This is a genomic window from Providencia sp. PROV210, from assembly GCF_028479445.1.
GTDB classification, from domain to species: Bacteria; Pseudomonadota; Gammaproteobacteria; order Enterobacterales; family Enterobacteriaceae; genus Providencia; species Providencia rustigianii.
The window spans coordinates 50,010-75,990 of sequence record NZ_JAMPNQ010000016.1 but is presented as its reverse complement, the minus strand read 5'-3'; the positions used below and the strand labels follow the sequence as shown (position 1 = coordinate 75,990).

Sequence of the window (25,981 nt, the reverse complement as noted above, 5' to 3'; positions counted from 1 at the left end):
GGGATATGTTAATAGCTGAATTTATGACTAACTTAATAAAAATTAAAGAGGGTCACATGGCTCTCTATTAACTTGCAAATAGTCTGAGGGACAAACTCATGGAGATGTTGTCAGGAGCGGAAATGGTCGTCAAGTCATTGATTGACCAAGGCGTAAAACACGTTTTTGGCTACCCAGGTGGCGCGGTTTTAGATATTTATGATGCACTGCATACCGTTGGCGGGGTAGAGCACATATTAGTACGTCATGAGCAGGCAGCAGTACATATGGCTGATGGTTATGCACGTTCTACCGGTGATGTTGGTGTTGTCCTTGTGACTTCAGGACCAGGGGCAACCAACGCGATTACAGGAATAGCCACTGCGTATATGGATTCAGTGCCAATGGTGGTGCTATCGGGTCAAGTTGCTAGCTCGTTAATTGGTAATGATGCTTTTCAAGAATGTGACATGGTGGGAATCTCTCGCCCTATCGTCAAACACAGTTTTTTGATTAAGCATGCAAAAGAGATCCCTGAAACGATCAAAAAAGCATTTTATATTGCGTCAACTGGGCGCCCTGGTCCTGTGGTTATTGATTTTCCCAAAGACACAGTTAACCCTGCGCTAAAATTCCCATATCGTTATCCCGATACTGTTACGTTACGCTCATATAATCCGACATTACAAGGACATAAAGGGCAGATAAAAAAAGCATTATCGAAACTAATTTCTGCTAAAAAACCGGTTCTTTATGTGGGAGGCGGGGCAATCAATGCAGATTGTTCAGCGCAATTAATTACGCTGGCAGAAAAACTCCAGTTACCTGTCGTTTCAACGCTGATGGGGCTAGGCGCATTTCCTGAAACGCATTCGCAATCTGTTGGCATGCTTGGCATGCACGGAACGTATGAAGCGAACAAAGTGATGCATAACTCCGATGTGATTTTTGCGGTGGGTGTTCGCTTTGATGACCGCACTACCAATAATTTAGAAAAATATTGCCCTAATGCGACGGTTATCCAAATTGATGTGGATCCAACCTCAATTTCAAAAACAGTAAAGGCCGATATTCCCATTGTCGGTGATGCCAAACTAACTTTGGAACAAATGATTGCGCAGCTAGACCACGCGTCGCTGGATCAAAATCTTGCTGCATTGAAAGAGTGGTGGAAAGAAATTGAAAGCTGGCGCACAAAGCAATGCCTAAAATATGCCTTAAGCCCAAACAAAGTGAAGCCTCAACAAGCGATTGAAATGATTTATCGTTTAACCAACGGTGAGGCGTATGTCACTTCTGATGTAGGGCAGCATCAAATGTTTGCTGCACTTTATTATCCATTTGATAAACCTCGACATTGGATTAATTCAGGAGGGCTTGGCACTATGGGATTTGGTTTGCCTGCTGCGTTAGGGGTAAAACTGGCCCATCCAAAAGCAACAGTTGTTTGTGTGACTGGTGATGGCAGTATTCAAATGAACATTCAGGAGCTATCTACTGCATTACAATACGCTCTGCCGGTCTTAGTCCTAAACCTGAATAATGGTTTCTTAGGGATGGTAAAACAGTGGCAAGATATGATTTATCAAGGTCGCCACTCTCAATCATATATGCAATCACTCCCAAATTTTACCAAGTTGGCTGAGGCTTATGGGCACGTAGGGATATCTATCGCTTCTCCTGATGAGCTAGAAGAAAAGCTCAAACAAGCATTGGTTGAAGTCAATGAAAACCAAAGGCTGGTATTTGTTGATATCAATATTGATGAAACTGAACATGTTTACCCAATGCAGATCCGTGGCGGAGCAATGGATGAAATGTGGTTAAGCAAAACGGAGAGGACCTGATTATGCGTCGTATTTTATCAGTATTATTAGAAAACGAATCAGGGGCACTTTCTCGGGTGATTGGGCTGTTTTCACAGCGAGGCTACAATATTGAAAGCTTGACCGTAGCCCCAACGGATGACCCTACATTGTCGCGCATGACCATCCAGACTAAAGGTGATGCCAAAGTTCTGGAGCAGATTGAAAAGCAGCTTCACAAGCTGGTGGATGTCTTACGAGTAAACGAATTGACTGCATCTGCACATATCGAACGTGAAATCATGTTAGTGAAGCTACAGGCCTCAGGCTATGGGCGTGATGAAATCAAACGAAGTGCGGATATTTTTCGTGGACAAATTGTCGATGTTACACCAACGCTGTATACCGTTCAGCTAGCGGGAACAAGCGATAAACTGGACGCTTTCATTGAAGCTGTACGTGGTGTTGCTGAAATTGTTGAAGTTGCACGCTCAGGGATCGTCGGCGTTTCCCGTGGTGATAAAATTATGCGATGAAAAATTTATCATCCAAAGGTAGAATAGAGTGATATAAGGCCTCGAATGATTCGGGGCTATCCCCATTATTGTAAAGAGGTTAACGTGAAACTGGATGAGATAGCCCGTTTAGCGGGTGTTTCCCGCACAACGGCTAGTTATGTGATCAACGGCAAAGCCAAGCAGTATCGAGTCAGCGATAAAACTGTAGAAAAAGTGATGGCAGTCGTCAGAGAGCACAATTACCATCCAAATGCAGTAGCTGCGGGGTTACGTGCTGGCCGAACTCGTTCCATTGGTTTGGTGATTCCTGATCTTGAAAATACCAGCTATACACGCATAGCAAATTATCTTGAGAGGCAGGCTCGTCAGCGCGGTTACCAGCTTTTAATCGCCTGTTCAGAAGACCAACCTGACAATGAAATTCGTTGCGTGGAGCATCTGCTTCAGCGTCAAGTGGATGCTATTATTGTTTCTACTGCACTACCTCCTGAACACCCATTTTATCAGCGTTGGGCGAACCGCTCGCTTCCTATAATTGCTTTAGATAGAGCGTTAGAAAAAGAGCACTTTATTAGCGTGGTAGGGGATGACCAAGAAGATGCACAGATGATTTCCTCGGAATTACGTAAATTCCCTGCTGAATCGGTATTGTATCTTGGTGCATTACCAGAATTATCCGTGAGTTATCTACGTGAGCAAGGCTTTCGTAAAGCATGGGAGGGTGATCAACGTCAAGTGAACTACCTTTATGCTAATAGCTATGAGCGTGACGCTGCTGCTGAAGTCTTTTCTCAGTGGCTTGACAGTGGGAATGCAATGCCTGATGCATTATTCACAACATCATTTTCTCTATTACAAGGGGTTTTGGATGTTGCATTAAAACGCGACGGTCGCTTACCTGAGGATATGGTCATCAGCACATTCGGGGATAATGAATTACTCGATTTCCTCGGTTGTCCTGTGTTATCACTTGCTCAACGCCATCGTGATATTGCGGAACGAATTTTAGAACTGGTATTAGCTAGTCTTGACGAAAAACAGAAACCAGAAACTGGGATTCGTCGTATTCGCAGAGATTTATGTCGCCGAGGAAGCCTTGGTCGTAAGCAATAGTGGATAAACCTTGTCCAATAATGAAAAAACCAATTGAATAGTTAGTGATGTTAATCACGATTATGAGTAAAATACTCGCCCCTACATGTTAGGGGCTTTTTTTTGCTTCATGAAATTAGACTGGAAATTGTTAATTGAAGCAAACTTACGTAAACATTTAACTTTAGGAATTATCCTAATACCTTTTTTGATGATTTTCTATCCAGCTTATATTTTCCGAAATGATTAATTTTAATTTTCAAAATTATAGGTGGAAATTTTGTATGAATAATCATCAAATGAAAAGCACTGTGAATTATAACAGTTATTTAATTGTTTGATATTTATGTATTTTATAATTAAATACATATTTTAAAGTAGTTCGGTATAAATAATCATCGTTTATTGATGATTAGTGGGTGAAAAATAAACACGAAATAAACTGATTAAAAATGAGACGTATATATCATTTATACAAATTTGTATGATTTTGCAGCAATGAAATAGATCTAAACCTCTTTTATCTGCACTTTATAAAATAAGTGAATTATATCAACTCGTTATTTCTCTTTTTCTTTCTAAGTATGATTTTTTCCGACTTTTTCTTTTCTAAATCGCTCTGTAAATATAGCTAAAGCAACGTGCAGCTGGCTTGACAACGTTTTCATACCATTCGTAAACTTTATAAGTGGAGAATTGTGGGGTAAAGTGGGTGAGTAGGAAATAAAGGGGAATAATCAGGTATGTTTCGTGGGGCAACACTGGTTAATCTCGACAGCAAAGGGCGACTAACCGTGCCTACTCGTTATCGAGGAATGCTGAGCGAGGAATCGAAAGGGCAAATGGTCTGTACCATTGACCTTCACCAGCCATGTCTGTTGCTTTATACCTTACCCGAATGGGAAATCATTGAGGAAAAACTGTCTAAGTTATCCACGATGAATCCGGCAGAACGTCGAGTACAACGTCTTTTACTTGGTTATGCCAGTGAATGTCAGATAGACAATGCAGGACGTCTTTTGCTAGCTAGCACGCTGCGTCAACACGCAGGGCTAACAAAAGAGGTCATGTTGGTAGGCCAAATAAATAAATTTGAAATTTGGGATGAACAGATGTGGTATCAGCAGGTGGAAAATGACATTGCTGCTGAACGCCTTGCTGAGGAACCTCTTTCCGCCCGTTTACAGGATTTGTCACTATAACAATGACGCAACAACAATTTAAACACGTAACCGTACTGCTCGATGAAGCAGTCAATGGGCTAAATTTAAAACCAAACGGCATCTATATCGATGGCACATTTGGTCGCGGTGGGCACTCTCGCTTGATTTTGAGTCAGCTTGGTGAAAATGGCCGTTTAATTGCAATCGACCGTGATCCGGAAGCGATTAAAGCTGCTCAAGAAATCGATGACCCTCGCTTTATGATTAAGCATGGTCCATTTTCAGCGATTGCTGATTATGCCGAAGAAGAAGGTTTAGTTGGCAAGATTGATGGTGTTTTACTGGATTTAGGCGTTTCTTCACCTCAATTAGATGATGCCGAACGTGGATTTTCATTTATGCGTGATGGACCCCTCGATATGCGAATGGACCCGACTCATGGGCAATCAGCTGCACAATGGCTGATGACGGCCGAAGCCGATGATATCGCATGGGTATTAAAGACTTTTGGTGAGGAACGTTTCGCTAAGCGCATCGCAAGAGCCATCGTTGAGCGCAACCATAATCCAGAAGAAGAGCCATTAACACGTACTCGTCATTTGGCTGAATTGATTGCGAAAGTGAGTCCAATGAAGGATAGACACAAGCACCCAGCAACACGAAGCTTCCAAGCAATTCGTATTTATATCAATAGCGAATTGGAAGAGATTGAAAAAGCGTTGAATGGTGCGATGTCAGTTTTGGCCCCTGAAGGGCGTTTATCGGTGATCAGTTTCCATTCACTTGAAGATAGATTAGTAAAACGCTTTATACGTCAGCATAGCTCCGGTCCTTCAGTTCCTCCGGGGATCCCTTTGACTGAGGCGCAAATTAAAGAGTTAGGTGCTGCTAAGTTACGTGGATTAGGAAAAATGAAACCATCAGATTCTGAAATTGATGAAAACCCACGGGCTCGTAGTTCAGTGCTACGTTTTGCAGAAAGAGTGCCAGAGTAATGACACCAGAAAGGCACAGTTTAGCTAGAGTTATCGGTCGCGACCTATTTCGCTACGGAATTATTCCGCTGATCTTGTTAGCCGCAATTGTTATTAGTGCCGTGTTCGTGGTGACAACGGCTCATGAAACGCGACTACTCACCGCAGCGAAAGACAAGCTGTATGAAGAAAAAGATTCTCTTGATATCGAATGGCGAAATTTGATCTTAGAAGAGAATGCGTTAGCGAGTCATAGCCGTGTTGAGCGTTTATCGGTTGAGAAATTACAGATGGTTCATGTAGAACCGTCCCAAGAAAACATTATTGTCTCGAAGCAATAACAAAGGTTCAGAATGAAAGCATCCAAACCAGCTAAAAATAAGAAAACAGAAGAAGTCACCAGCTTTGTTCGCTGGCGCTTTGTTTTGCTGTGTGGATGTATTGTTTTAGCGTTAGCCGGTTTACTTGTCCGTGTTGCCTATCTTCAAATTATTGCACCTGAAAAATTGGTAAAAGAAGGGGATATGCGCTCTTTACGCGTGCAAGAAGTGGCAACTGCTCGTGGAATGATCAGTGACCGTGAAGGTCGTCAGTTAGCCGTTAGTGTTCCAGTGAACGCTATTTGGGCTGACCCAAAAGAAATTTTTGAAAAGGGTGGCATTAGTAACGATGAGCATTGGAAAGCTCTTGCTGACGCTCTAGAAATCCCGTTAGAGCAAATCACCACTAAAATCTCGTCTAATCCAAGAGGGCGCTTTGTTTACTTAGCCCGTCAAGTCAATCCTTCAATTGGTGAATATATCCGCAAATTAAAAATTCCGGGTATTTATTTACGCAAAGAATCTCGCCGTTATTACCCATCAGGACCTGTTACTGCGCATTTACTGGGGGTCACTAACATCGACGGTGAAGGCATTGAAGGGGTTGAAAAAAGTTTTGACCGTTGGTTAAAAGGCGCTCCAGGGGAGCGTACTGTACGTAAAGATCGTAATGGTCGTGTAATCGAAACGGTTTCTACAGTAGACAGCCAAGCTGCACATAACTTGATGTTAAGTATTGACGAGCGAATTCAATCCATTGTTTATCGTGAACTCACTAAAGGCGTTCAGGAAAACAAAGCTGAATCAGGTGTTGCGATTCTTGTGGATGTGCAGACGGGTGAAATTCTTGCGATGGCAAACAGCCCATCTTATAACCCGAATAACCTTGCAGGAACGCCAATGGATACCATGCGTAATCGGGCAATTACCGATATTTTTGAACCCGGTTCAACGGTAAAACCCTTGGTGGTTATGAGTGCGCTAAATAATAAAATTGTTAAAGAAAATACCGTATTAAATACCTATCCATACCGTGTTAATGGTCATGAAATTAAAGATGTCGCGCGTTATGCGGAGTTAACTATTACGGGGATTTTACAGAAGTCGAGTAACGTTGGTGTTTCAAAATTAGCGTTAGCGATGCCAGCTACAGAGTTGGTGGATGTGTATAGCCGCTTTGGGTTTGGTAAGCCGACTAATCTGGGGTTAGTCGGGGAAAGTAGTGGTATCTTTCCAAGTAAAAAAACACGGTGGTCTGATTTAGAAAGGGCCACCTTTTCTTTCGGGTACGGGCAAATGGTGACTCCATTACAGCTAGCGCGTGCCTATGCAACAATTGGTAGTTTTGGTGTATATCGCCCACTGTCTATCACTAAAGTTGATCCACCCGTTCCGGGTACACGGGTATTTCCTGAGCCTATTATGCGCACGGTCGTTCATATGATGGAAAGTGTTGCTCTGCCTGGTGGTGGGGGAACTCGTGCGGCAATCAAAGGCTACCGAATTGCGATTAAAACAGGTACTGCGAAGAAAGTCGGTCCTGAAGGTCGCTATGTTAATGAATATATCGCTTATACAGCAGGAGTTGCGCCAGCCAGCAACCCTCGCTATGCCCTTGTGGTTCTGATTAATGATCCTAAAGCGGGTAAATATTATGGAGGTGCGGTCTCTGCACCTATTTTTGGTTCCATTATGGGTGGGGTATTACGCCTGATGAATGTTGAGCCAGACGCATTGCCAACAGACGATAAAAGTGAAATCGTGAACAGTCAAAAAGAGGTTAAAAGTGGCAGATCGTAATCTTTGTGAGCTCCTCGCACCTTTTGGTGTGAGCACAACAAATATCTCTCTACGAGAGATGACGCTAGACAGCCGAAAGGCTGCCGCGGGTGATCTGTTTATTGCAGTAAAAGGCCATCAATCGGATGGCAGACACTATATTCCTCAAGCTATTGCTCAAGGTGTTGCTGCCATTATTGCAGAAGCACAAGGTGAAGCTGAAGAAGGCGAAATTTGCGTTGTGCATGGTGTACCCGTCATTTATCTCCATGACTTGAATAACCGCTTGTCTGCTTTAGCGGGTGAGTTTTATCATCAGCCATCTTCCAAAATGAAATTGGTTGGTGTGACGGGTACCAATGGTAAAACCACGACAACCCAATTAATTGCTCAGTGGGCAAAAGGCTTAGGTGAAACATCTGCGGTGATGGGAACCGTGGGAAATGGTTTGTTAGGTAATGTTTCGCCAAGTGAAAATACGACAGGCTCAGCGGTTGATATCCAGCTAGAGCTGACTCAGTTATTGGATAAGAAAGCGACCTTAACGGCGATGGAAGTGTCTTCCCATGGGTTAATTCAAGGTCGTGTTGCTGCATTAAATTTCGATGCTGCGGTATTTACCAATTTAAGCCGTGATCATCTGGATTATCACGGTGATATGGAAAACTATGAAGCGGCTAAATGGTTGTTATTTTCTACTCATCAGACAAAAACACAAATTATTAATGCGGATGATGATGTTGGACTGAAATGGCTGCATCGTTTGCCACAAGCCTGCGCAGTTACGATGGAAAATCGTATCCCAAAAAATTGGCAAGGTTCGTGGTTAAAAGCGACAAACGTGGATTACCACGACAAAGGTGCAACAATTCATTTTGCATCTTCGTGGGGAGAAGGTTCTTTTGAAAGCCCTCTAATGGGCGCTTTCAATGTCAGTAATTTACTGCTGGCAATGGCAACCTTACTTATGATGGATTATCCATTAGATAAATTATTAGCGGCAACAGATTTCTTGATGCCAGTTTGTGGTCGTATGGAAGTTTTCAGCACTGAAGGTAAGCCAACAGTGGTTGTTGACTACGCCCATACGCCGGATGCTCTAGAGAAAGCACTTTTAGCGGCACGTTTACACTGCAAAGGCAAATTATGGTGTGTCTTTGGCTGTGGTGGTGATAGAGATAAAGGCAAGCGTCCTCTAATGGGGGCCTCTGCGGAACAGTATGCAGACAAAGTCGTGATCACGGATGATAACCCTCGCAGTGAAGAGCCCCTTGATATTATCAATGACATCATGGCGGGTATTTTAGATTCAAGCCGTGTGTTAGCCATCCCTGGCCGCCCAGAAGCAGTAACAAGCACCATTTTACAGGCTCAACCTGATGACGTAATTTTAGTCGCAGGCAAAGGTCACGAAGATTACCAAATTATTGGCTCACGCCGTTTAGATTATTCAGACCGTTTGACGGTGGCGAGATTATTGGGGGTGGTAGCATGATCCCCGTAACACTAAGCCAACTCTTACAAGTCACTCATGGTCGCGTTATTAACGAAGGTAATCAAGAATTATTGCTGCAAAATGTTAGTACCGATAGCCGAAAAATTGATGAAAGTTGCTTATTTATTGCGTTAAAAGGCGAGCGTTTTGATGCCCATGATTTTGCGAGTCAAGTGGTTGACGCGGGTGCTGCTGCGTTATTAGTCGACCATCAACTCGATATCAATTGCCCGCAGATTATTGTGGATGACACTCGAATTGCTATGGGGCAATTGGCGGCTTGGGTTCGCCAACAATCTAAAGCTCACGTTGTTGGTTTAACGGGTTCTTCAGGAAAAACTTCAGTCAAGGAAATGACCGCCTCGATTTTAGTACAGCGTGGAAAAACACTGTACACAGCGGGTAATCTCAATAACGATATTGGTGTCCCGTTAACACTATTCCGCTTAACCCATGATCACCAATTTGCTGTGATTGAGATGGGTGCAAACCATCCTCATGAAATTGAGTACACCACCAATATTGTAAAACCAGAAGCGGTGTTAGTGAATAATTTATTTGGGGCTCACTTAGAGGGCTTCGGATCTCCAGAAGGCGTAGCGAAAGCGAAAGGTGAAATCTATCAAGGTTTACCTGATGAGGGAACAGCGATCGTCAATTTGGATAGCTATTCGGATAAGTGGCAATTCAAGCCACGTCAGACAGTTTGGCGTTATTCATTAACTCAACAAGAGCACGCGGATTTTTACCCTTCAAATATTCAGGTCAAGCAATTAACAACAGATTTTACATTACATACCCCAGTAGGGCAGGTGGATATTACTCTGCCACTTCCTGGTATGCACAATATTGCTAATGTTTTAGCGGCAAGTGCATTATCGATTTCTGTTGGGGCAACACTGGAAGAGATCAGTCAAGGTTTAGCGAGTACTAAAGCGGTTCCGGGACGTTTATATCCCGTACGTTTAGGTGATAACAAAGTCGTTATTGATGACACCTACAATGCGAATGATGGCTCAATGATTGCGGCAATTAATGTGCTGGCAACATTACCCGGTTATCGCATTTTAGTGGTAGGAGACATGGGTGAGCTTGGTCATTATGCCCATGATTGTCATCAGCGTGTTGGGATTGCAGCTAAACAAGCAGGTTTAGATAAAGTATTAAGTGTTGGGCAGCTAAGCGAAATTATCAGCCAATCTAGCGAATGTGGTGAACATTTTACAGTTAAACAAGATTTATTAACTCGACTCATTCCGCTAACCCAGCAGAATGACGTTGTTTCTATTTTAGTTAAAGGTTCACGCAGCTCCGCGATGGAAGATGTTGTGAATGCATTGAAGGAGTGCTTCGCATGTTAGTCTGGCTAGCCGAATTATTGGTTCACAAATTCTCGGTCTTTAACGTCTTTTCCTATTTGACGTTTAGAGCCATCGTCAGTTTACTGACTGCGTTGATTATTGCTTTATGGATGGGACCGCATTTAATTGCCTACTTGCAAAAAATGCAAATCGGACAAGTTGTTCGTAGTGAAGGTCCTGAATCTCACTTCAGCAAGCGCGGTACGCCGACAATGGGGGGAATTTTAATTCTGTTCTCTATTTGCGTATCCGTATTGCTATGGGCGCGCTTAGAAAACCCATATGTATGGTGCGTACTATTAGTTTTAGTCGGCTACGGTATCGTGGGCTTTGTGGATGATTACCGCAAAGTCGTGAGAAAGGATACTCGGGGTCTGATCGCTCGTTGGAAATATTTCTGGCAGTCAGTCTTAGCATTGGTCGTTGCATTCTCTATGTACGCTATTGGAAAAGACACGCCAGCCACTCAGTTAGTTGTACCATTCTTTAAAGATGTTATGCCTCAATTAGGCCTCCTATACATTTTATTAGCTTACTTCGTTATCGTTGGAACCAGTAATGCGGTTAACCTGACTGATGGTTTAGATGGCTTAGCGATTATGCCTACCGTATTTGTTGCTGCTGGATTTGCCCTAATTGCATGGGCAACGGGTAACGTCAACTTTGCGAGTTACTTACATATTCCATTCTTACCTCATGCAGGTGAGTTAGTGATTGTCTGCACGGCTATAGTTGGGGCTGGGCTCGGTTTCTTATGGTTTAACACTTATCCAGCGCAAGTCTTTATGGGCGATGTAGGCTCACTAGCTCTGGGGGGTGCATTAGGAACGATTGCAGTTCTTTTACGCCAAGAATTCTTATTAGTGATTATGGGCGGTGTATTCGTTGTTGAAACGTTGTCTGTGATTTTACAAGTTGGCTCATTTAAATTACGTGGCCAACGAATTTTCCGTATGGCTCCAATTCACCATCACTATGAATTGAAAGGTTGGCCAGAACCTCGCGTTATCGTTCGTTTCTGGATTATCTCCTTAATGTTAGTCCTGATTGGACTGGCAACATTGAAGGTGCGTTAAAATGGTTGGTTTACAGGCTCAGCAGTATCAGGGTAAAAACGTTGTCATTATAGGCTTAGGGTTAACTGGCCTATCGTGTGTTCAATTTTTCCTCACGCGTGGTGTTGTTCCTCGTGTGATGGATACCCGCGCTGTGCCGCCCGGCATTGATAAACTTCCCGATAATGTGATTTGCCATAGTGGAAGTTTGAATGATGAATGGCTGCTACAAGCCGACTTAATTGTGGCGAGTCCAGGTATTGCACTGGCAACTAAGCAACTACAATTAGCCGCCAATAAAGGCATTGAAATTGTTGGTGATATTGAACTGTTTTGCCGTGAGGTAGATGCACCTATCGTAGCGATTACCGGTTCAAATGGTAAAAGTACTGTGACCTCTTTAGTTGGCGAAATGGCTAAAGCCGCTGGCATTTCTGTCGGTGTTGGCGGAAATATTGGTATTCCAGCGTTATCACTGTTAAATCAAGGTCATAGTTTGTATGTGTTAGAGCTGTCTAGCTTCCAATTGGAGACGACCTCTAGTTTACAAGCAGCTGCTGCGACAGTATTGAATATCAGTGAAGATCATATGGATCGCTATCCACTAGGGTTGGAACAGTATCGCGCGGCTAAATTACGAATTTATGACAATGCACAACATTGTATTGTTAATGCTCAGGATGTCTTAACGCTCCCTACTGACCATCGGCTCAATCAATGTACTAGCTTTGGGTTAAATAATGGCGATTACTACTTTGATACTCAAAAGCGAGTTTTGATAGCGAAAGGGGAAACGGTGTTAGATGCCTCAGAAATGCATTTAACTGGGCAGCATAACTATATGAATGCACTAGCTGCATTAGCTTTAGCGGATACGGTTGGTATTCCTCGTGAAGCTAGCATCAAAGTATTAAAAGAGTATGCGGGCTTAGTTCATCGCTTCCAATTAGTATTATTTAATAATGGAGTTCGTTGGATTAACGATTCTAAAGCCACCAACGTAGGTAGCACTGAAGCTGCATTAAATGGTTTACATGTGGATGGTACTATTTATCTACTGCTGGGTGGTGATGGTAAATCGGCAGATTTTTCACCACTGAAAAACTATATTTCGGCAGATAATTATCGCCTGTACTGCTTTGGTCGTGATGGTAAGCAGCTTGCGGAATTAGCGCCAGAAAAATCAGTACTCACTGAGACGATGGAGCAAAGTCTGCGCCAAATTGCACCTTTATTGAAAACAGGGGATATGGTGCTGTTATCCCCAGCTTGTGCGAGTTTGGATCAGTTTAAAAGCTTTGAACAGCGTGGCGATATCTTTGCTCAGTTAGCTAAGGAGTTAGGTTAATGACCATACCGGGTGCTTTGCGTATAAAAAATTGGGTCATTGGTGAAAAGAATGGCGTGATTTCAGGCACGACACTCTATGACCGTACATTGGTCTGGCTAGCATTCGGTTTGGCAGCAATTGGTTTTATCATGGTGACTTCGGCATCCATGCCTGTTGGGCAAAAATTAACGGATGACCCATTCTATTTTGCAAAGCGTGATGTGGTTTATCTGGTCATCGCTTTTCTACTGGTATTAGGTGTAATGCGTATTTCTATGGCGACATGGGAAAAATACAGTTTTACCCTATTGATGATTGCCTTAGCTATGCTTGCAGTGGTGCTGGTCGCGGGTAGCTCGGTTAACGGGGCATCACGCTGGATAGATATTGGTATCGTAAAAATTCAGCCTGCTGAAATTTCGAAATTTGCACTGTTTTGCTATGTTTCTAGCTATTTAGTTCGTAAATCAGATGAAGTACGGACTAAATTTTTTGGTTTTGTAAAACCAATGTGTATTTTGATTTTCATGGCGCTTTTATTATTACTACAGCCTGACTTAGGGACTGTTGTGGTATTGGTTGTCACGACTCTTGGGCTGCTATTTTTAGCAGGTGCTAGATTAGCACCATTTATTATTGGTATTGCGGCTTGTGGAGTCGGGGTTTTAGCCTTAATCATTTTTGAACCTTATCGCTTACGTCGTGTGACTTCATTCTTAAATCCGTGGGACGACCCATTCGGTAGTGGCTATCAGTTAACTCAGTCACTGATGGCATTTGGTCGAGGTGAGTTACTCGGACAAGGGCTGGGTAACTCAGTACAAAAATTAGAGTATTTACCAGAGGCTCATACCGACTTTATTTTTTCTGTATTAGCGGAAGAGCTGGGCTATGTTGGTGTTGTACTGGTATTGCTGATGGTCTTTATGTTGGCATTTAGAGCCATGATGGTTGGGCGTCGCGCTTTGCTATCAAATCAACTTTTTGGTGGATATCTCGCTTGCTCAATTGGTATTTGGTTTACCTTTCAAGCGTTAGTAAACGTAGGTGCCGCAGCAGGTATGCTACCAACTAAAGGGTTAACCCTCCCATTGATTAGTTATGGTGGTTCCAGTTTATTAGTCATGTCCGCGGCAATTGCGGTATTACTGCGAATCGATTATGAGACACGTCTTGAGAAAGCTCAGGCGTTTGTAAGGAGTTCCAAATGAGTCAGGCAAAAAAATTACTCGTTATGGCTGGTGGGACTGGGGGACATGTTTTCCCTGGTTTGGCTGTAGCACACTATTTGCAGGCTCAAGGTTGGGAAATTCGCTGGTTGGGAACTGCGGATCGAATGGAAGCAACTTTAGTCCCTAAACATGGTATCGATATCGAATTTATTCAAATCTCTGGTTTAAGAGGTAAAGGTCTAGGTGCATTGATTGGAGCACCTTGGCGTATTTATAAAGCTATCCGCCAAGCGAAAGCGATCATTAAACACTATCAACCTGATGCAGTTTTAGGTATGGGCGGCTATGTTTCCGGACCAGGAGGAATTGCTGCATGGCAATGCGGTGTTCCTGTTGTTCTCCATGAACAGAATGGGATTGCAGGATTAACCAATAAATGGTTATCCAAAATTGCAACAAAAGTATTACAAGCATTTCCTGGCGCATTCCCTAATGCGCCCGTGGTTGGAAACCCAGTACGTGAAGATGTCTTAGCTCTTCCTGCACCGCAAACTCGCCTTACAGGGCGAGAAGGCGCTATACGCGTTCTGGTTGTAGGAGGGAGTCAAGGCGCTCGTATTTTGAATCAAGTCATGCCTGTGGTTGCTGGAAAAGTAACCAAACAGTTAAATATCTGGCATCAGGCGGGAAAAGGCGGTAAGGAATCGACAGAAGCACTGTATAATGGTTGCTTGAAAAATTCAGTCAATTCTGAGTTTAAAGTGACTGAATTTATTGATGATATGGCGCAAGCTTACGCATGGGCTGATATTGTTGTTTGCCGCTCAGGTGCATTAACCGTTAGCGAGGTCGCTGCTGCTGGCTTACCTGCGATTTTTGTCCCTTTCCAGCACAAAGACCGCCAGCAATATTGGAATGCGTTACCACTAGAACAAGCTGGGGCTGCAAAGATTATTGAGCAGCCACAATTTACCCCTGATGCTGTTGCCGAGTTACTCGACCAGTGGGACAGAGCTGAATTATTAGTGATGGCTGAAAAAGCCTATGGTTGCGCGATCACAGACGCAACAGAACGTGTCGCAGCGGTAATCTGCGAAGTCGCTAAAAAATAATAGCAAATCTCGGCAGTGAAATTTAGACAGAATTTATAGAGAAGCGGAAATACAGTGAATACACAGCAATTAGCGAAATTAAGAACATCAGTGCCAGAAATGAGAAGAGTTCGGCACATTCATTTTGTTGGCATCGGTGGTGCTGGCATGGGTGGTATCGCTGAAGTGTTGGCTAACGAAGGTTATGAAATTAGTGGTTCGGATTTAGCGCCGAACCCTGTTACTCAACAGCTTACTGCGCTTGGGGCGACAATCTATTTTAACCATCGCCCTGAAAATGTTGAAAATGCTAGTGTCGTGGTTGTCTCCACTGCCATTTCTATGGATAACCCTGAAATTCAAGCTGCGAAAGAATTGCGTATTCCGGTTATTCGTCGTGCAGAAATGTTGGCTGAGTTAATGCGTTATCGCCATGGTATCGCAGTTGCAGGAACTCATGGGAAAACGACGACAACGGCAATGATTTCTGGGATCTATGCTCAAGCAGGTTTAGACCCAACATTTGTGAATGGTGGATTAGTTAAATCGGCGGGTACACATGCGCGTTTAGGTAGCAGCCGCTATCTGATTGCAGAAGCAGATGAAAGCGATGCGTCATTCTTGCATTTGCAACCATTAGTCGCAGTCGTTACGAATATTGAAGCTGACCATATGGATACCTATCAGGGAAATTTCGAAAACCTGACAGATACTTTCATCAACTTCTTACATAATCTGCCATTTTATGGCCGTGCAGTAATGTGTATTGATGATCCAGTAATCCGTTCATTATTACCTAAAATTGGTCGCTACATTACGACCTATGGTTTTAGTGAAGATGCTGATGTTCGTATTACGAAATACACACAAAAAGGTAATCAAGGTTTCTTCACCATTGCACGTGAAGGTATGCCTGAGCTAACCGTTGTTCTGAATGCACCTGGCCGCCATAATGCGTTGAATGCGACTGCAGCGGTTGCCGTGGCAACGGAAGAAGGAATTGACGACTTACATATTCTATCTGCTCTAGTTGAATTTCAAGGCACTGGTCGCCGTTTTGACTTCTTAGGCAATTACGCTTTACGCAACGTGAATGGTAAAGAGGGTGAAGTGATGTTGGTGGATGATTATGGTCATCATCCAACAGAAGTCGATGCGACGATTAAAGCGGCAAGAGCTGGATGGCCCGACAAGCGCATTGTGATGATTTTCCAGCCACATAGATATACACGTACGCGTGATTTATATGATGACTTTGCAAACGTACTTGGGCAGGTTGATGTGTTGCTCATGTTAGAAGTTTATTCGGCAGGCGAAAAGCCAGTTCCTGGCGCAGATAGCCGCTCATTATGTCGAACTATCCGTAGCCGTGGGCAAGTTGACCCAATTTTTGTGGCTGAACCAGAGCAAGTTTCACATATGCTGGCACAAGTTCTTGATGGTAACGACTTAATTTTAGTTCAAGGCGCAGGAAATATTGGTAAAATAGCCAAAAGCCTTGCTGAAACTAAGTTACAGCCCCCGATGGTTGAGGAATAAGTATGACAGAGAAAGTTGCTGTTCTATTAGGTGGAACATCTGCTGAACGTGAGGTTTCACTTCAGTCAGGAAATGCCGTATTGGCTGGGTTACGCCAAGCTGGTATTGATGCACACCCGATTGATACTCAAAATTTTCCTGTTGTGACGTTGAAAGACGCTGGTTTTGATAAAGTGTTTATCGCATTACATGGTCGTGGTGGAGAAGATGGGACAATTCAAGGAATGCTTGAATTTCTTGGTCTTCCTTATACTGGAAGTGGGGTGATGGCATCCGCACTGAGTATGGATAAACTGCGAACAAAACAATTATGGCAAGGTGCAGGGCTAAGTGTTTCTCCATATATTTCACTTAATAGGCAGAAATATACTAATATTAAAAAAGAGCAGTTAGCTCAGCAGGTTAAGCATCTTGGGCTACCATTGATCGTCAAACCAAGCTTGGAAGGTTCTAGTGTTGGAATGAGTAAAGTTGATTCTTTGGATGCTTTACCAGAAGCTATCGAATTAGCGTTTCGTTTTGATGATACATTATTGATTGAAAAGTGGTTAAGCGGTCCTGAATACACGGTTGCGGTGCTGGGCGATAACGTATTGCCTTCAATCCGAATTCAACCTCCGGGCGTGTTTTATGACTATGAAGCGAAATATTTGTCGGATGAAACACAATATTTTTGCCCTAGCGGATTAGATTCTCAGCGCGAAGCTGAACTTGCAGATATCGCAATGCAAGCTTATCAAGCCGTAGGTTGCCGTGGCTGGGGTCGTGTAGATGTGATGCAAGATAGCGATGGTAAATTCTATTTGCTTGAGGTGAATACTTCGCCGGGAATGACCAGTCATAGTCTGGTTCCGATGGCAGCACGTCAGGCCGGCTTAGATTTTTCACAATTAGTGGCGCGTATTTTGGAATTGGCTAGTTGATATGTCACAGGCAGCGTTAAACGTTAGGCATCATAATGACGATAAAGACGAAGATCCAGGCTCTAGACCGAGTAATGGTGCGTTTTTAGGTGGGTTGATTTTCTTCCTAATGGTTGTAGGCACAATCATTTGGAGTGGTTGGACCGTGATGACTTGGATGAAAGATGCCGATAGGCTGCCGATGTCAAAGTTAGTCTTAACGGGAGAGCGAGCTTATACCACTAATGATGATGTTCGGAAGGCGATTTTATCCCTTGGGCAACCAGGAACATTTATGACGGTAGACGTCAATGCCATCCAGAATCAAATTAGTATGATGCCTTGGATCCGTCAGGTGACTGTACGTAAACAATGGCCTGATGAACTGAAAATTCATATTGTAGAATATAAGCCTTTTGCCCGATGGAATGACCAAAGCATGGTAGATAAGGAAGGTCGGGTATTTAGCCTTCCTGCTAGCCAAAATGGAAAAGGCGATTATGTGATGCTGTATGGTCCACAGGGTAGTCAGGGTGAGGTTTTAAAAGAATTTACTGTCTTAAAGGATATTTTGGCGAAAAATAACTTGAAACTAAAATCCATTTCTATGACAGCGCGCCATGCATGGCAGATTATTTTAGATAATGATGTACGAGTAGAGCTAGGTAAAAAGGATGTATTAGAGCGGTTAAATCGTTTTCTTGAACTTTATCCGCTTTTACAGCAAACAACGGATAAACGCGTCGATTATGTCGACTTGCGTTATACCAGTGGTGCCGCGGTAGGATGGGCTCCCGTTTTAGTCGATGCTCCACAGGGTTTCCAATAGGGCAGATTGCTAATAACTCAAATTAGGCAGATAGGCAGAAGCAAATGATTAAAGCAACGGACAGAAAATTAGTGGTAGGCCTTGAAATTGGAACTTCCAAGGTATCAGCCCTGGTAGGCGAAATTCTGCCCGATGGTATGGTTAATATTATTGGGGTGGGAAGCTGTCCATCTCGTGGAATGGACAAAGGTGGCGTTAACGATCTTGAATCCGTCGTTAAATGCGTCCAGAGAACGATCGATCAAGCTGAATTAATGGCTGATTGCCAGATTTCCTCTGTTTACCTTGCATTATCAGGTAAGCATGTAAGCTGTCAAAATGAAATTGGTATGGTGCCAATTTCAGAAGAAGAAGTGACTCAAGAAGATGTGGACAGTGTGGTTCACACGGCTAAATCAGTCAGAGTTAAAGACGAACATCGAATTCTGCATGTGATTCCGCAAGAATTCGCGATTGACTACCAAGAAGGTATTAAAAATCCAGTGGGTCTATCGGGTGTTCGGATGCAAGCTAAAGTGCATTTAATTACTTGCCATAATGATATGGCGAAGAACATTGTGAAGGCTGTAGAGCGTTGTGGGTTAAAAGTTGATCAGCTTATTTTTGCTGGTCTCGCCGCAAGTTACAGCGTACTTACTGAAGATGAACGTGAATTAGGTGTGTGTGTCGTTGATATCGGTGGCGGCACGATGGATATGGCAGTCTATACTGGTGGTGCATTACGACATACTAAAGTTATCCCTTATGCGGGTAATGTGGTCACGAGTGATATCGCGTATGCCTTTGGTACACCACCAACAGATGCAGAAGCGATTAAAATACGCCATGGTTGTGCGGTCGGCTCTATTGTTAGTAAAGATGAGACGGTTGAAGTGCCAAGTGTAGGGGGGCGTCCGCCAAGAAGTTTGCAACGCCAAACCTTAGCAGAAGTCATTGAGCCGCGGTATACTGAGCTGTTAAATTTAGTAAATGAAGAAATTTTAAATTTACAGGAACAGTTACGCTTACAAGGTGTCAAACACCACTTAGCCGCAGGTATTGTCCTGACTGGTGGTGCGGCTCAAATTGATGGCCTCGTCGAATGTGCTCAAAAAGTGTTCCATACGCAGGTAAGAATTGGTACACCACTTAATATAACAGGATTAACGGATTATGCTCAGGAGCCGTACTACTCCACTGCTGTAGGGCTCCTGCATTACGGTAAAGAAAGCCATCTTGGCGATGATACCGAAACGGAAAAACGTGCTTCAGTTAGCGGGTGGTTTAGTAAGCTAACCAGCTGGTTGAGAAAAGAATTTTAATTTTTATTTAGAAGCATATTATTAGCTTCGATTTAAGCACAAAACGGAGAGACATTATGTTTGAACCAATGGAGCTAACCAATGATGCGGTGATTAAGGTCATCGGCGTTGGCGGCGGCGGCGGAAATGCCGTTGAACACATGGTACGCGAGCGAATTGAAGGCGTTGAATTCTTTGCTGTGAATACAGACGCACAAGCTCTGCGTAAAACCGCAGTAGGACAAACTATCCAAATCGGGACCGGTATTACTAAAGGTCTGGGTGCGGGTGCAAACCCAGAAGTGGGTCGCAATGCTGCTGAAGAAGACCGTGAAGCATTACGCAATGCTCTTGATGGAGCAGACATGGTCTTTATCGCCGCTGGTATGGGCGGTGGTACAGGTACCGGAGCAGCGCCAGTTGTTGCTGAAGTTGCTAAAGAATTAGGTATCCTGACAGTTGCTGTCGTGACTAAGCCATTCAATTTTGAAGGCAAAAAACGCATGGCATTCGCTGAAGCGGGTATCACTGAGTTATCTAAGCATGTTGACTCATTGATTACTATTCCGAATGACAAATTATTAAAAGTTCTTGGTCGAGGTATCTCTTTACTGGATGCTTTTGGTGCGGCAAATGACGTATTAAAAGGTGCAGTTCAGGGTATCGCAGAGCTGATTACTCGCCCAGGTTTAATGAACGTGGACTTTGCTGACGTGCGTACTGTGATGTCAGAAATGGGTTACGCGATGATGGGCTCCGGTGTTGCACGTGGAGAAGATCGAGCTGAAGAAGCGGCAGAAATGGCAATTTCTAGTCCACTTCTGGAAGATATCGACTTGTCTGGCGCGCGTGGTGTGCTGGTTAACATCACGGCTGGTTTTGACCTGCGTCTGGATGAATTCGAAACTGTGGGTAATACCATCCGTGCATTTGCATCTGATAATGCAACGGTCGTAATTGGTACTTCTTTAGACCCAGAAATGCATGAAGAGCTGCGTGTAACAGTTGTTGCTACCGGTATTGGTATGGATAAACGTCCAGAAATCACATTGGTCAGTAATAAAATGTCTCAGCAAGCTTCAATGGAGCAGCGCTATCAGCAAATGCAAAATAGCATGTCTTCATTAAATGAAGAAAAACCAGCTGCAAAAGCAGTTAATGACCAAAATACGCAGACAAACAAAGAACCGGATTATTTAGATATTCCAGCGTTCTTGCGTAAACAGGCTGATTAATTTTTTAATTTAATTGGTTTTTCCGCTTTTTGTGCTAAAATTTTCTACTGACTATCCCTTATGATAGTCAGTAGGACTTATAACATTGCGAGAAAATACGATGATCAAACAACGGACACTAAAACGTATTATTAAAGCGACTGGTGTTGGTTTACATACCGGCAAAAAAGTTACGCTTACTTTACGTCCAGCACCGGCAAACACCGGGGTCATCTACCGTCGTACTGACCTTAATCCACCGGTTGATTTTCCGGCAGATGCGAAATCAGTTCGCGATACCATGTTATGTACTTGCTTAGTCAATGAAGATAACGTGCGTATTTCTACTGTTGAGCATTTGAATGCTGCATTAGCAGGATTAGGTATCGATAACATTGTTATTGAAGTCAACGCGCCTGAAATCCCTATTATGGATGGCAGTGCTGCACCTTTTGTTTTCTTACTGCTAGATGGCGGTATTGAAGAATTAAATTGTGCGAAGAAATTCTTACGCATTAAAGAAACAGTACGTGTTGAAGATGGTGATAAGTGGGCAGAGATGTCACCTTATAATGGCTTTAGCTTAGATTTCACTATCGACTTCCAACACCCTGCGATTGATACCAGCACTCAGCGTTATGCAATGGATTTCTCTGCGGAATCTTTTGTGAACCAAATCAGTCGTGCGCGTACATTTGGTTTTATGCGTGATATTGAATATCTGCAATCGAAAGGTTTATGCTTAGGCGGTAGTTTTGACTGTGCTATCGTGGTTGATGACTACAAAGTTCTCAATGAAGATGGTTTACGCTTTGAAGATGAATTCGTTCGTCACAAAATGCTTGATGCAATTGGTGACTTATTCATGTGTGGACACAATATTATTGGTGCATTCACTGCATTCAAATCGGGTCACGCACTGAATAACAAGCTTCTACAAGCTGTTCTGGCTAAAGAATCTGCTTGGGATTTGGTTACCTATGAAGATGAAGCTGAACTACCTCTGGCATTCAAAGCGCCTTCGGCTGTATTTGCATAATAGTTTCTATTATGCTGCTATTTCTGAATTGTAATACTCAGGTTTAGCCTTTTCTGTTGGTTGCATTAGTACCCTCTCCGGCTAATGCAGCCAGCCGCTCGAATCTCTCCTTTAATCCTTTTGGGCTTCTTTCAGCCAATTTCAATAATTGTTCTGCCGTCTGTACACTTATCTGTCTTTGATTACGATTTGTCTTAGTTGAAACTGATTGCTTATTCAGTGAGCTATTTTGCTTAGTTTTTCGTATAAGATCGGGATTGATTCTGATGTCGATAGACGATAAAGATGGTAGAATGGAAGTTCTTAATGCGGAAAGAAGATTTAATTTTTCATAATTAAGACGGGTCATCCAACTGGCGTTAGCCACTTCGAGAACCATAATATTATTGCGATAGTTTGCCACACGGCACATAGGCTTTATTTCTGCTGGTAGCAAATTTTTTACAACTTGGTTCAGTTTGAGAATCGCTTTTGCATTCCGCTGAATAGTTTGTAATGTATTGGATGTTTTTGACAACGACTCTTCGAGTACATTAAAAAGCGGTTGCGGATGACTATCTCTCATTGTGAACTCTCATTTTTCGCTATAGCCAAAGGTGTGGGAACATAACTGAGAAGCAATAATACTTCAATATACAGATTATATAAGAGTTTGATGGGTATTTTAAATTTTTGGCGACATTTAGGTAGAAGATACTTTTGGTCCCACCTATTATTAGGTGTTGTGGCTACTGGTGTCGGCTTGCCTACAATTCTAAATGCCTTGTCCCAATCCCAACAAACTCAAATTAACTCTACACCAGTTAATCGCCAAAGCCAGGCTGTAAATGCTTTCGATAACTTGTTTGCCCAACAGAGTTCTCAACGTTCTTCATCTTCATCTTCATCTTCCTATTCAGTTAACTATTGGCAGCAGCATGCTGTTCGTAATGTTATCCGGCAACTGACTTTTGCATTTTCAACCAATGAAGATGAGGATACCGGTAAAAGAGTGCTGCCAAAAGAGCAGCATTTTGCACCACAGTTAATGATTGATACGTTGTATGCCATGCTGGCACAACGTTCACTTCAACGAGATGTGGCAAGCTTACAGAGTAGCCATCATATCTATCCAACCTTTACGGTCTATCAACCTGCAATTTGGGTTGCTCAGGTTCATGGGATTAGAGCCGGTCCTCTCTGCGCTTAAGTCTATTTAACGATTGTATCTCCATACTTTATGATGGGATGTTATTGTTTTTTATCACGAATTTATTCTAATAATTAACTGATTTACCTGAGAAAAAATATGTTAACTAAATTATTAACCAAAGTATTTGGTAGCCGTAATGAGCGTACACTGCGTCGTTTACGCAAAGAAGTAGAAAAAATTAACCGTCTAGAGCCTGAGTTTGAAAAACTATCTGACGAAGAACTAAAAGCAAAAACAACAGAATTTCGTGAGCGTATTAAGCAAGGTGAAAGCATTGAAAATATTATTCCTGAAGCATTTGCTACTGTGCGTGAAGCCAGTAAACGTGTATTCGGAATGCGCCATTTCGACGTCCAATTAATTGGTGGTATGGTGCTTAATGAGCGTTGTATCGCAGAGATGCGTACAGGTGAAGGTAAAACATTAACGGCTACATTACCGGCATATGTGAATGCGTTATCTGGTAAGGGCGTTCACGTTGTTACCGTGAACGATTATTTGGCAAAACGTGATGCTGAAAATAACCGTCCACTATTTGAATTCTTAGGCTTAACAGTTGGTATCAATTTATCCGGTATGGCTGCGCCAGCGAAACGTCAAGCATATGCGGCAGATATTACTTATGGTACTAACAACGAATTTGGTTTCGACTATTTACGTGACAACATGGCATTCAGCCCTGAAGAGCGAGTTCAACGCAAATTGCACTATGCGTTAGTGGATGAGGTGGATTCAATTTTAATTGATGAGGCTCGTACACCACTCATTATTTCTGGTCCTGCGGAAGATAGTTCGGATCTGTATACTCAAGTTGATAAATTAATTCCAAAATTAATTCGTCAAGAGAAGGAAGATTCAGATACTTTCCAAGGTGAAGGTCACTTCTCCGTAGATGAAAAATCTCGTCAAGTTACTATCACTGAGCGTGGTTTAGTCTTGGTTGAAGAGTTACTAGTGAATGCCGGTCTTATGGATGAAGGCGAATCTTTGTATTCACCATCGAATATCATGCTTATGCACCATGTCATGGCAGGTTTACGTGCCCATGCATTATTCACCCGTGATGTTGACTACATTGTTAAAGACAATCAAGTCATTATTGTTGATGAGCATACTGGTCGTACAATGGACGGTCGCCGTTGGTCCGATGGTTTACACCAAGCAGTTGAAGCGAAAGAAGGTGTTGAGATCCACAATGAGAACCAAACTCTTGCCTCAATAACATTCCAGAATTATTTCCGCTTATATGAAAAATTAGCTGGTATGACGGGTACTGCGGATACTGAGGCATTTGAATTTAGCTCTATTTATAAGCTTGATACCATTGTTATCCCAACTAACCGTCCAATGGTGCGTAAAGATTTACCTGATTTAGTCTATATGACAGAAGCAGATAAATTTGAAGCCATTATTGAAGATATCCGTGAAAGAACAGCGAAAGGTCAACCGGTGCTGGTTGGTACTATCTCAATTGAAAAATCTGAGATGATTTCTAATGCGCTGAATAAAGCAAAAATTGCTCATAATGTCTTGAATGCTAAATTCCACTCAATGGAAGCAGATATCATTGCTAATGCGGGGCAATCTGGTGCAGTAACTATCGCAACTAACATGGCTGGTCGTGGTACTGATATTGTATTAGGTGGCAGCTGGCAGTCAGAAGTTGCGGCATTAGAAGAGCCAACTCAAGAACAAATTGATGAAATCAAGGCTAATTGGAAAATTCGTCATGATGAAGTTTTAGCTGCGGGCGGTTTACATATTATTGGTACTGAGCGCCATGAATCTCGCCGTATTGATAACCAGTTACGTGGTCGTGCGGGTCGTCAAGGGGATGCGGGTTCTTCACGTTTCTATTTATCCATGGAAGATGCATTAATGCGTATCTTTGCTTCTGATCGTGTCACTGGCATGATGAAAAAGCTGGGTATGAAACCGGGTGAAGCTATTGAGCATCCTTGGGTAACTAAAGCTATCGCAAACGCACAACGTAAAGTTGAAAGTCGTAACTTTGATATTCGTAAACAGTTACTTGAATATGATGATGTTGCAAGTGACCAACGCCGTGCTATTTATTCTCAGCGTAATGAATTGTTGGATGGCGGTGATATCAAAGAAACAGTTGATAGCATTCGTGAAGATGTATTGTCGACGACAATGGATGCTTATATTCCACCTCAATCACTTGAAGAAATGTGGGATATTGATGGTCTACATAAACGCTTAGTGAGTGATTTCGACCTCGATCTACCAATCAAAGAGTGGTTAGATAAAGAGCCTGAGTTACATGAAGAAACTCTGCGTGAACGTATTATGGAAAAAGCGATTGAAATTTATCAACGTAAAGAGGAAATCGTTGGTGAAGAAGCTATGCGTAACTTTGAAAAAGGGGTTATGTTACAAACTCTGGACACATTGTGGAAAGAGCATTTGGCCTCTATGGACTATTTACGCCAAGGTATCCATTTACGTGGTTATGCACAAAAAGATCCAAAACAAGAGTACAAACGTGAATCTTTCAGTATGTTTGCAAGTATGTTGGAAGCGCTGAAGTATGAAGTGATCAGTACCTTGTCTAAAGTGCAAGTTCGCTTACCTGAAGAAGTTGAAGCATTAGAACAACAGCGCCGTGAAGAAGCAGAACGTCTAGCTAAGAAACAGCATTTAAGTCATGCGACTGAAACTGAATCATTAATGACAGAAGCTGAAGCAAAAATTGCAACTCAAGGGAATAAGATTGGTCGTAATGACCCATGTCCTTGTGGTTCAGGTAAAAAATACAAACAGTGTCATGGACGTTTGAATTAATAGAGATTCATTGATTATTAAATAAAGGCGGGAATTCCCGCCTT

The 25,981-nt window shown here is 42.8% G+C and carries 22 protein-coding genes; 21 read left to right on the top strand and 1 reads right to left on the bottom strand.

Translation table 11 applies throughout. The annotated features are described in order from the left end of the window. The first annotated feature begins 98 nt into the window (after positions 1-98). The 19 genes from ilvI to lpxC all read left to right on the top strand — a co-directional run bounded on the left by ilvI (position 99) and on the right by lpxC (position 21,937). Positions 99-1,826: an acetolactate synthase 3 large subunit gene (gene ilvI / locus PR761_RS13265; protein WP_006815017.1), complete on the top strand. Its 1,728-nt coding sequence runs from the start codon at positions 99-101 to the stop codon at positions 1,824-1,826. A 2-nt stretch (positions 1,827-1,828) separates the two neighbouring features. Continuing rightward, positions 1,829-2,320: an acetolactate synthase small subunit gene (gene ilvN / locus PR761_RS13260; RefSeq protein WP_039855139.1), complete on the top strand. Its 492-nt coding sequence runs from the start codon at positions 1,829-1,831 to the stop codon at positions 2,318-2,320. A gap of 84 nt (positions 2,321-2,404) precedes the next feature. Next, positions 2,405-3,415, top strand: a complete 1,011-nt coding sequence (gene cra / locus PR761_RS13255; RefSeq protein WP_039855137.1) for a catabolite repressor/activator — start codon at positions 2,405-2,407, stop codon at positions 3,413-3,415. A 722-nt stretch (positions 3,416-4,137) separates the two neighbouring features. Continuing rightward, positions 4,138-4,596 carry a division/cell wall cluster transcriptional repressor MraZ gene (gene mraZ, locus PR761_RS13250; protein WP_006815013.1) on the top strand — a complete coding sequence of 153 codons (459 nt, stop codon included), beginning with the start codon at positions 4,138-4,140 and terminating at the stop codon, positions 4,594-4,596. Positions 4,597-4,598: 2 nt separating this feature from the next. After that, a complete protein-coding gene (gene rsmH, locus PR761_RS13245; protein WP_126437266.1) occupies positions 4,599-5,552 on the top strand; it encodes a 16S rRNA (cytosine(1402)-N(4))-methyltransferase RsmH in 954 nt (317 codons plus the stop codon). Then, complete coding sequence (gene ftsL, locus PR761_RS13240) at positions 5,552-5,872, top strand: cell division protein FtsL (RefSeq protein ID WP_006815011.1); 321 nt, start codon at positions 5,552-5,554, stop codon at positions 5,870-5,872. Before rsmH ends, ftsL begins: the two co-directional genes overlap by 1 nt. Positions 5,873-5,884: 12 nt before the next feature. Then, positions 5,885-7,651 (top strand): peptidoglycan glycosyltransferase FtsI, encoded by a 1,767-nt coding sequence (ftsI, locus tag PR761_RS13235; RefSeq protein WP_154610660.1) that lies wholly within the window; start codon positions 5,885-5,887, stop codon positions 7,649-7,651. Next, a complete protein-coding gene (murE, locus tag PR761_RS13230) occupies positions 7,638-9,125 on the top strand; it encodes a UDP-N-acetylmuramoyl-L-alanyl-D-glutamate--2,6-diaminopimelate ligase (protein WP_272519365.1) in 1,488 nt (495 codons plus the stop codon). Before ftsI ends, murE begins: the two co-directional genes overlap by 14 nt. Beyond that, a complete protein-coding gene (murF, locus tag PR761_RS13225; RefSeq protein ID WP_006815008.1) occupies positions 9,122-10,486 on the top strand; it encodes a UDP-N-acetylmuramoyl-tripeptide--D-alanyl-D-alanine ligase in 1,365 nt (454 codons plus the stop codon). The genes murE and murF overlap by 4 nt, the downstream gene beginning before the upstream one ends. Then, positions 10,480-11,562, top strand: a complete 1,083-nt coding sequence (mraY, locus tag PR761_RS13220) for a phospho-N-acetylmuramoyl-pentapeptide-transferase (protein ID WP_006815007.1) — start codon at positions 10,480-10,482, stop codon at positions 11,560-11,562. Before murF ends, mraY begins: the two co-directional genes overlap by 7 nt. Before the next feature lies 1 nt (position 11,563). After that, positions 11,564-12,889, top strand: coding sequence for a UDP-N-acetylmuramoyl-L-alanine--D-glutamate ligase (gene murD / locus PR761_RS13215; RefSeq protein ID WP_006815006.1), 1,326 nt, complete (start codon positions 11,564-11,566; stop codon positions 12,887-12,889). Next, positions 12,889-14,082 (top strand): cell division protein FtsW, encoded by a 1,194-nt coding sequence (ftsW, locus tag PR761_RS13210; protein WP_006815005.1) that lies wholly within the window; start codon positions 12,889-12,891, stop codon positions 14,080-14,082. Before murD ends, ftsW begins: the two co-directional genes overlap by 1 nt. Beyond that, entirely contained in the window at positions 14,079-15,155 is a 1,077-nt protein-coding gene (gene murG, locus PR761_RS13205; RefSeq protein WP_112837220.1) for an undecaprenyldiphospho-muramoylpentapeptide beta-N-acetylglucosaminyltransferase, read from the top strand. The genes ftsW and murG overlap by 4 nt, the downstream gene beginning before the upstream one ends. 54 nt (positions 15,156-15,209) lie before the next feature. Then, positions 15,210-16,673 carry a UDP-N-acetylmuramate--L-alanine ligase gene (murC, locus tag PR761_RS13200; protein WP_039855135.1) on the top strand — a complete coding sequence of 488 codons (1,464 nt, stop codon included), beginning with the start codon at positions 15,210-15,212 and terminating at the stop codon, positions 16,671-16,673. A gap of 2 nt (positions 16,674-16,675) precedes the next feature. Continuing rightward, complete coding sequence (locus PR761_RS13195) at positions 16,676-17,596, top strand: D-alanine--D-alanine ligase (RefSeq protein ID WP_006815002.1); 921 nt, start codon at positions 16,676-16,678, stop codon at positions 17,594-17,596. Position 17,597: 1 nt separating this feature from the next. Beyond that, positions 17,598-18,404, top strand: a complete 807-nt coding sequence (gene ftsQ, locus PR761_RS13190) for a cell division protein FtsQ (RefSeq protein WP_006815001.1) — start codon at positions 17,598-17,600, stop codon at positions 18,402-18,404. 44 nt (positions 18,405-18,448) lie between these two features. After that, positions 18,449-19,705, top strand: coding sequence for a cell division protein FtsA (gene ftsA / locus PR761_RS13185; RefSeq protein ID WP_006815000.1), 1,257 nt, complete (start codon positions 18,449-18,451; stop codon positions 19,703-19,705). Between the two features lie 56 nt (positions 19,706-19,761). Further along, complete coding sequence (gene ftsZ / locus PR761_RS13180) at positions 19,762-20,919, top strand: cell division protein FtsZ (RefSeq protein WP_006814999.1); 1,158 nt, start codon at positions 19,762-19,764, stop codon at positions 20,917-20,919. Positions 20,920-21,019: 100 nt separating this feature from the next. Beyond that, entirely contained in the window at positions 21,020-21,937 is a 918-nt protein-coding gene (gene lpxC, locus PR761_RS13175; protein ID WP_006814998.1) for a UDP-3-O-acyl-N-acetylglucosamine deacetylase, read from the top strand. 43 nt (positions 21,938-21,980) lie between these two features. On the opposite strand, the gene PR761_RS13170 is transcribed toward lpxC, so the two are convergent. Next, entirely contained in the window at positions 21,981-22,502 is a 522-nt protein-coding gene (locus PR761_RS13170) for a DUF721 domain-containing protein (protein WP_112837218.1), read from the bottom strand. 90 nt (positions 22,503-22,592) lie between these two features. Between PR761_RS13170 and secM the strand changes: the two genes are divergently transcribed. Further along, positions 22,593-23,126, top strand: a complete 534-nt coding sequence (gene secM, locus PR761_RS13165; protein WP_154610659.1) for a secA translation cis-regulator SecM — start codon at positions 22,593-22,595, stop codon at positions 23,124-23,126. A 99-nt stretch (positions 23,127-23,225) separates the two neighbouring features. After that, on the top strand, positions 23,226-25,937 hold the full coding sequence (secA, locus tag PR761_RS13160; protein ID WP_006814994.1) for a preprotein translocase subunit SecA: 2,712 nt from the start codon (positions 23,226-23,228) through the stop codon (positions 25,935-25,937). Positions 25,938-25,981 lie beyond the last annotated feature (44 nt).

Excerpts from the sequence above, each read along its gene's own strand:
- ilvI (WP_006815017.1), top strand. The coding sequence starts at position 99 with ATGGAGATGTTGTCAGGAGCGGAAATGGTCGTCAAGTCATTGATTGAC.
- ilvN (WP_039855139.1), top strand. The coding sequence starts at position 1,829 with ATGCGTCGTATTTTATCAGTATTATTAGAAAACGAATCAGGGGCACTT.
- mraZ (WP_006815013.1), top strand. The coding sequence starts at position 4,138 with ATGTTTCGTGGGGCAACACTGGTTAATCTCGACAGCAAAGGGCGACTA.
- rsmH (WP_126437266.1), top strand. The coding sequence starts at position 4,599 with ATGACGCAACAACAATTTAAACACGTAACCGTACTGCTCGATGAAGCA.
- ftsL (WP_006815011.1), top strand. The coding sequence starts at position 5,552 with ATGACACCAGAAAGGCACAGTTTAGCTAGAGTTATCGGTCGCGACCTA.
- ftsI (WP_154610660.1), top strand. The coding sequence starts at position 5,885 with ATGAAAGCATCCAAACCAGCTAAAAATAAGAAAACAGAAGAAGTCACC.
- murF (WP_006815008.1), top strand. The coding sequence starts at position 9,122 with ATGATCCCCGTAACACTAAGCCAACTCTTACAAGTCACTCATGGTCGC.
- mraY (WP_006815007.1), top strand. The coding sequence starts at position 10,480 with ATGTTAGTCTGGCTAGCCGAATTATTGGTTCACAAATTCTCGGTCTTT.
- murD (WP_006815006.1), top strand. The coding sequence starts at position 11,564 with ATGGTTGGTTTACAGGCTCAGCAGTATCAGGGTAAAAACGTTGTCATT.
- ftsW (WP_006815005.1), top strand. The coding sequence starts at position 12,889 with ATGACCATACCGGGTGCTTTGCGTATAAAAAATTGGGTCATTGGTGAA.
- murG (WP_112837220.1), top strand. The coding sequence starts at position 14,079 with ATGAGTCAGGCAAAAAAATTACTCGTTATGGCTGGTGGGACTGGGGGA.
- PR761_RS13195 (WP_006815002.1), top strand. The coding sequence starts at position 16,676 with ATGACAGAGAAAGTTGCTGTTCTATTAGGTGGAACATCTGCTGAACGT.
- ftsQ (WP_006815001.1), top strand. The coding sequence starts at position 17,598 with ATGTCACAGGCAGCGTTAAACGTTAGGCATCATAATGACGATAAAGAC.
- ftsA (WP_006815000.1), top strand. The coding sequence starts at position 18,449 with ATGATTAAAGCAACGGACAGAAAATTAGTGGTAGGCCTTGAAATTGGA.
- ftsZ (WP_006814999.1), top strand. The coding sequence starts at position 19,762 with ATGTTTGAACCAATGGAGCTAACCAATGATGCGGTGATTAAGGTCATC.
- lpxC (WP_006814998.1), top strand. The coding sequence starts at position 21,020 with ATGATCAAACAACGGACACTAAAACGTATTATTAAAGCGACTGGTGTT.
- PR761_RS13170 (WP_112837218.1), bottom strand. The coding sequence starts at position 22,502 with ATGAGAGATAGTCATCCGCAACCGCTTTTTAATGTACTCGAAGAGTCG.
- secM (WP_154610659.1), top strand. The coding sequence starts at position 22,593 with ATGGGTATTTTAAATTTTTGGCGACATTTAGGTAGAAGATACTTTTGG.
- secA (WP_006814994.1), top strand. The coding sequence starts at position 23,226 with ATGTTAACTAAATTATTAACCAAAGTATTTGGTAGCCGTAATGAGCGT.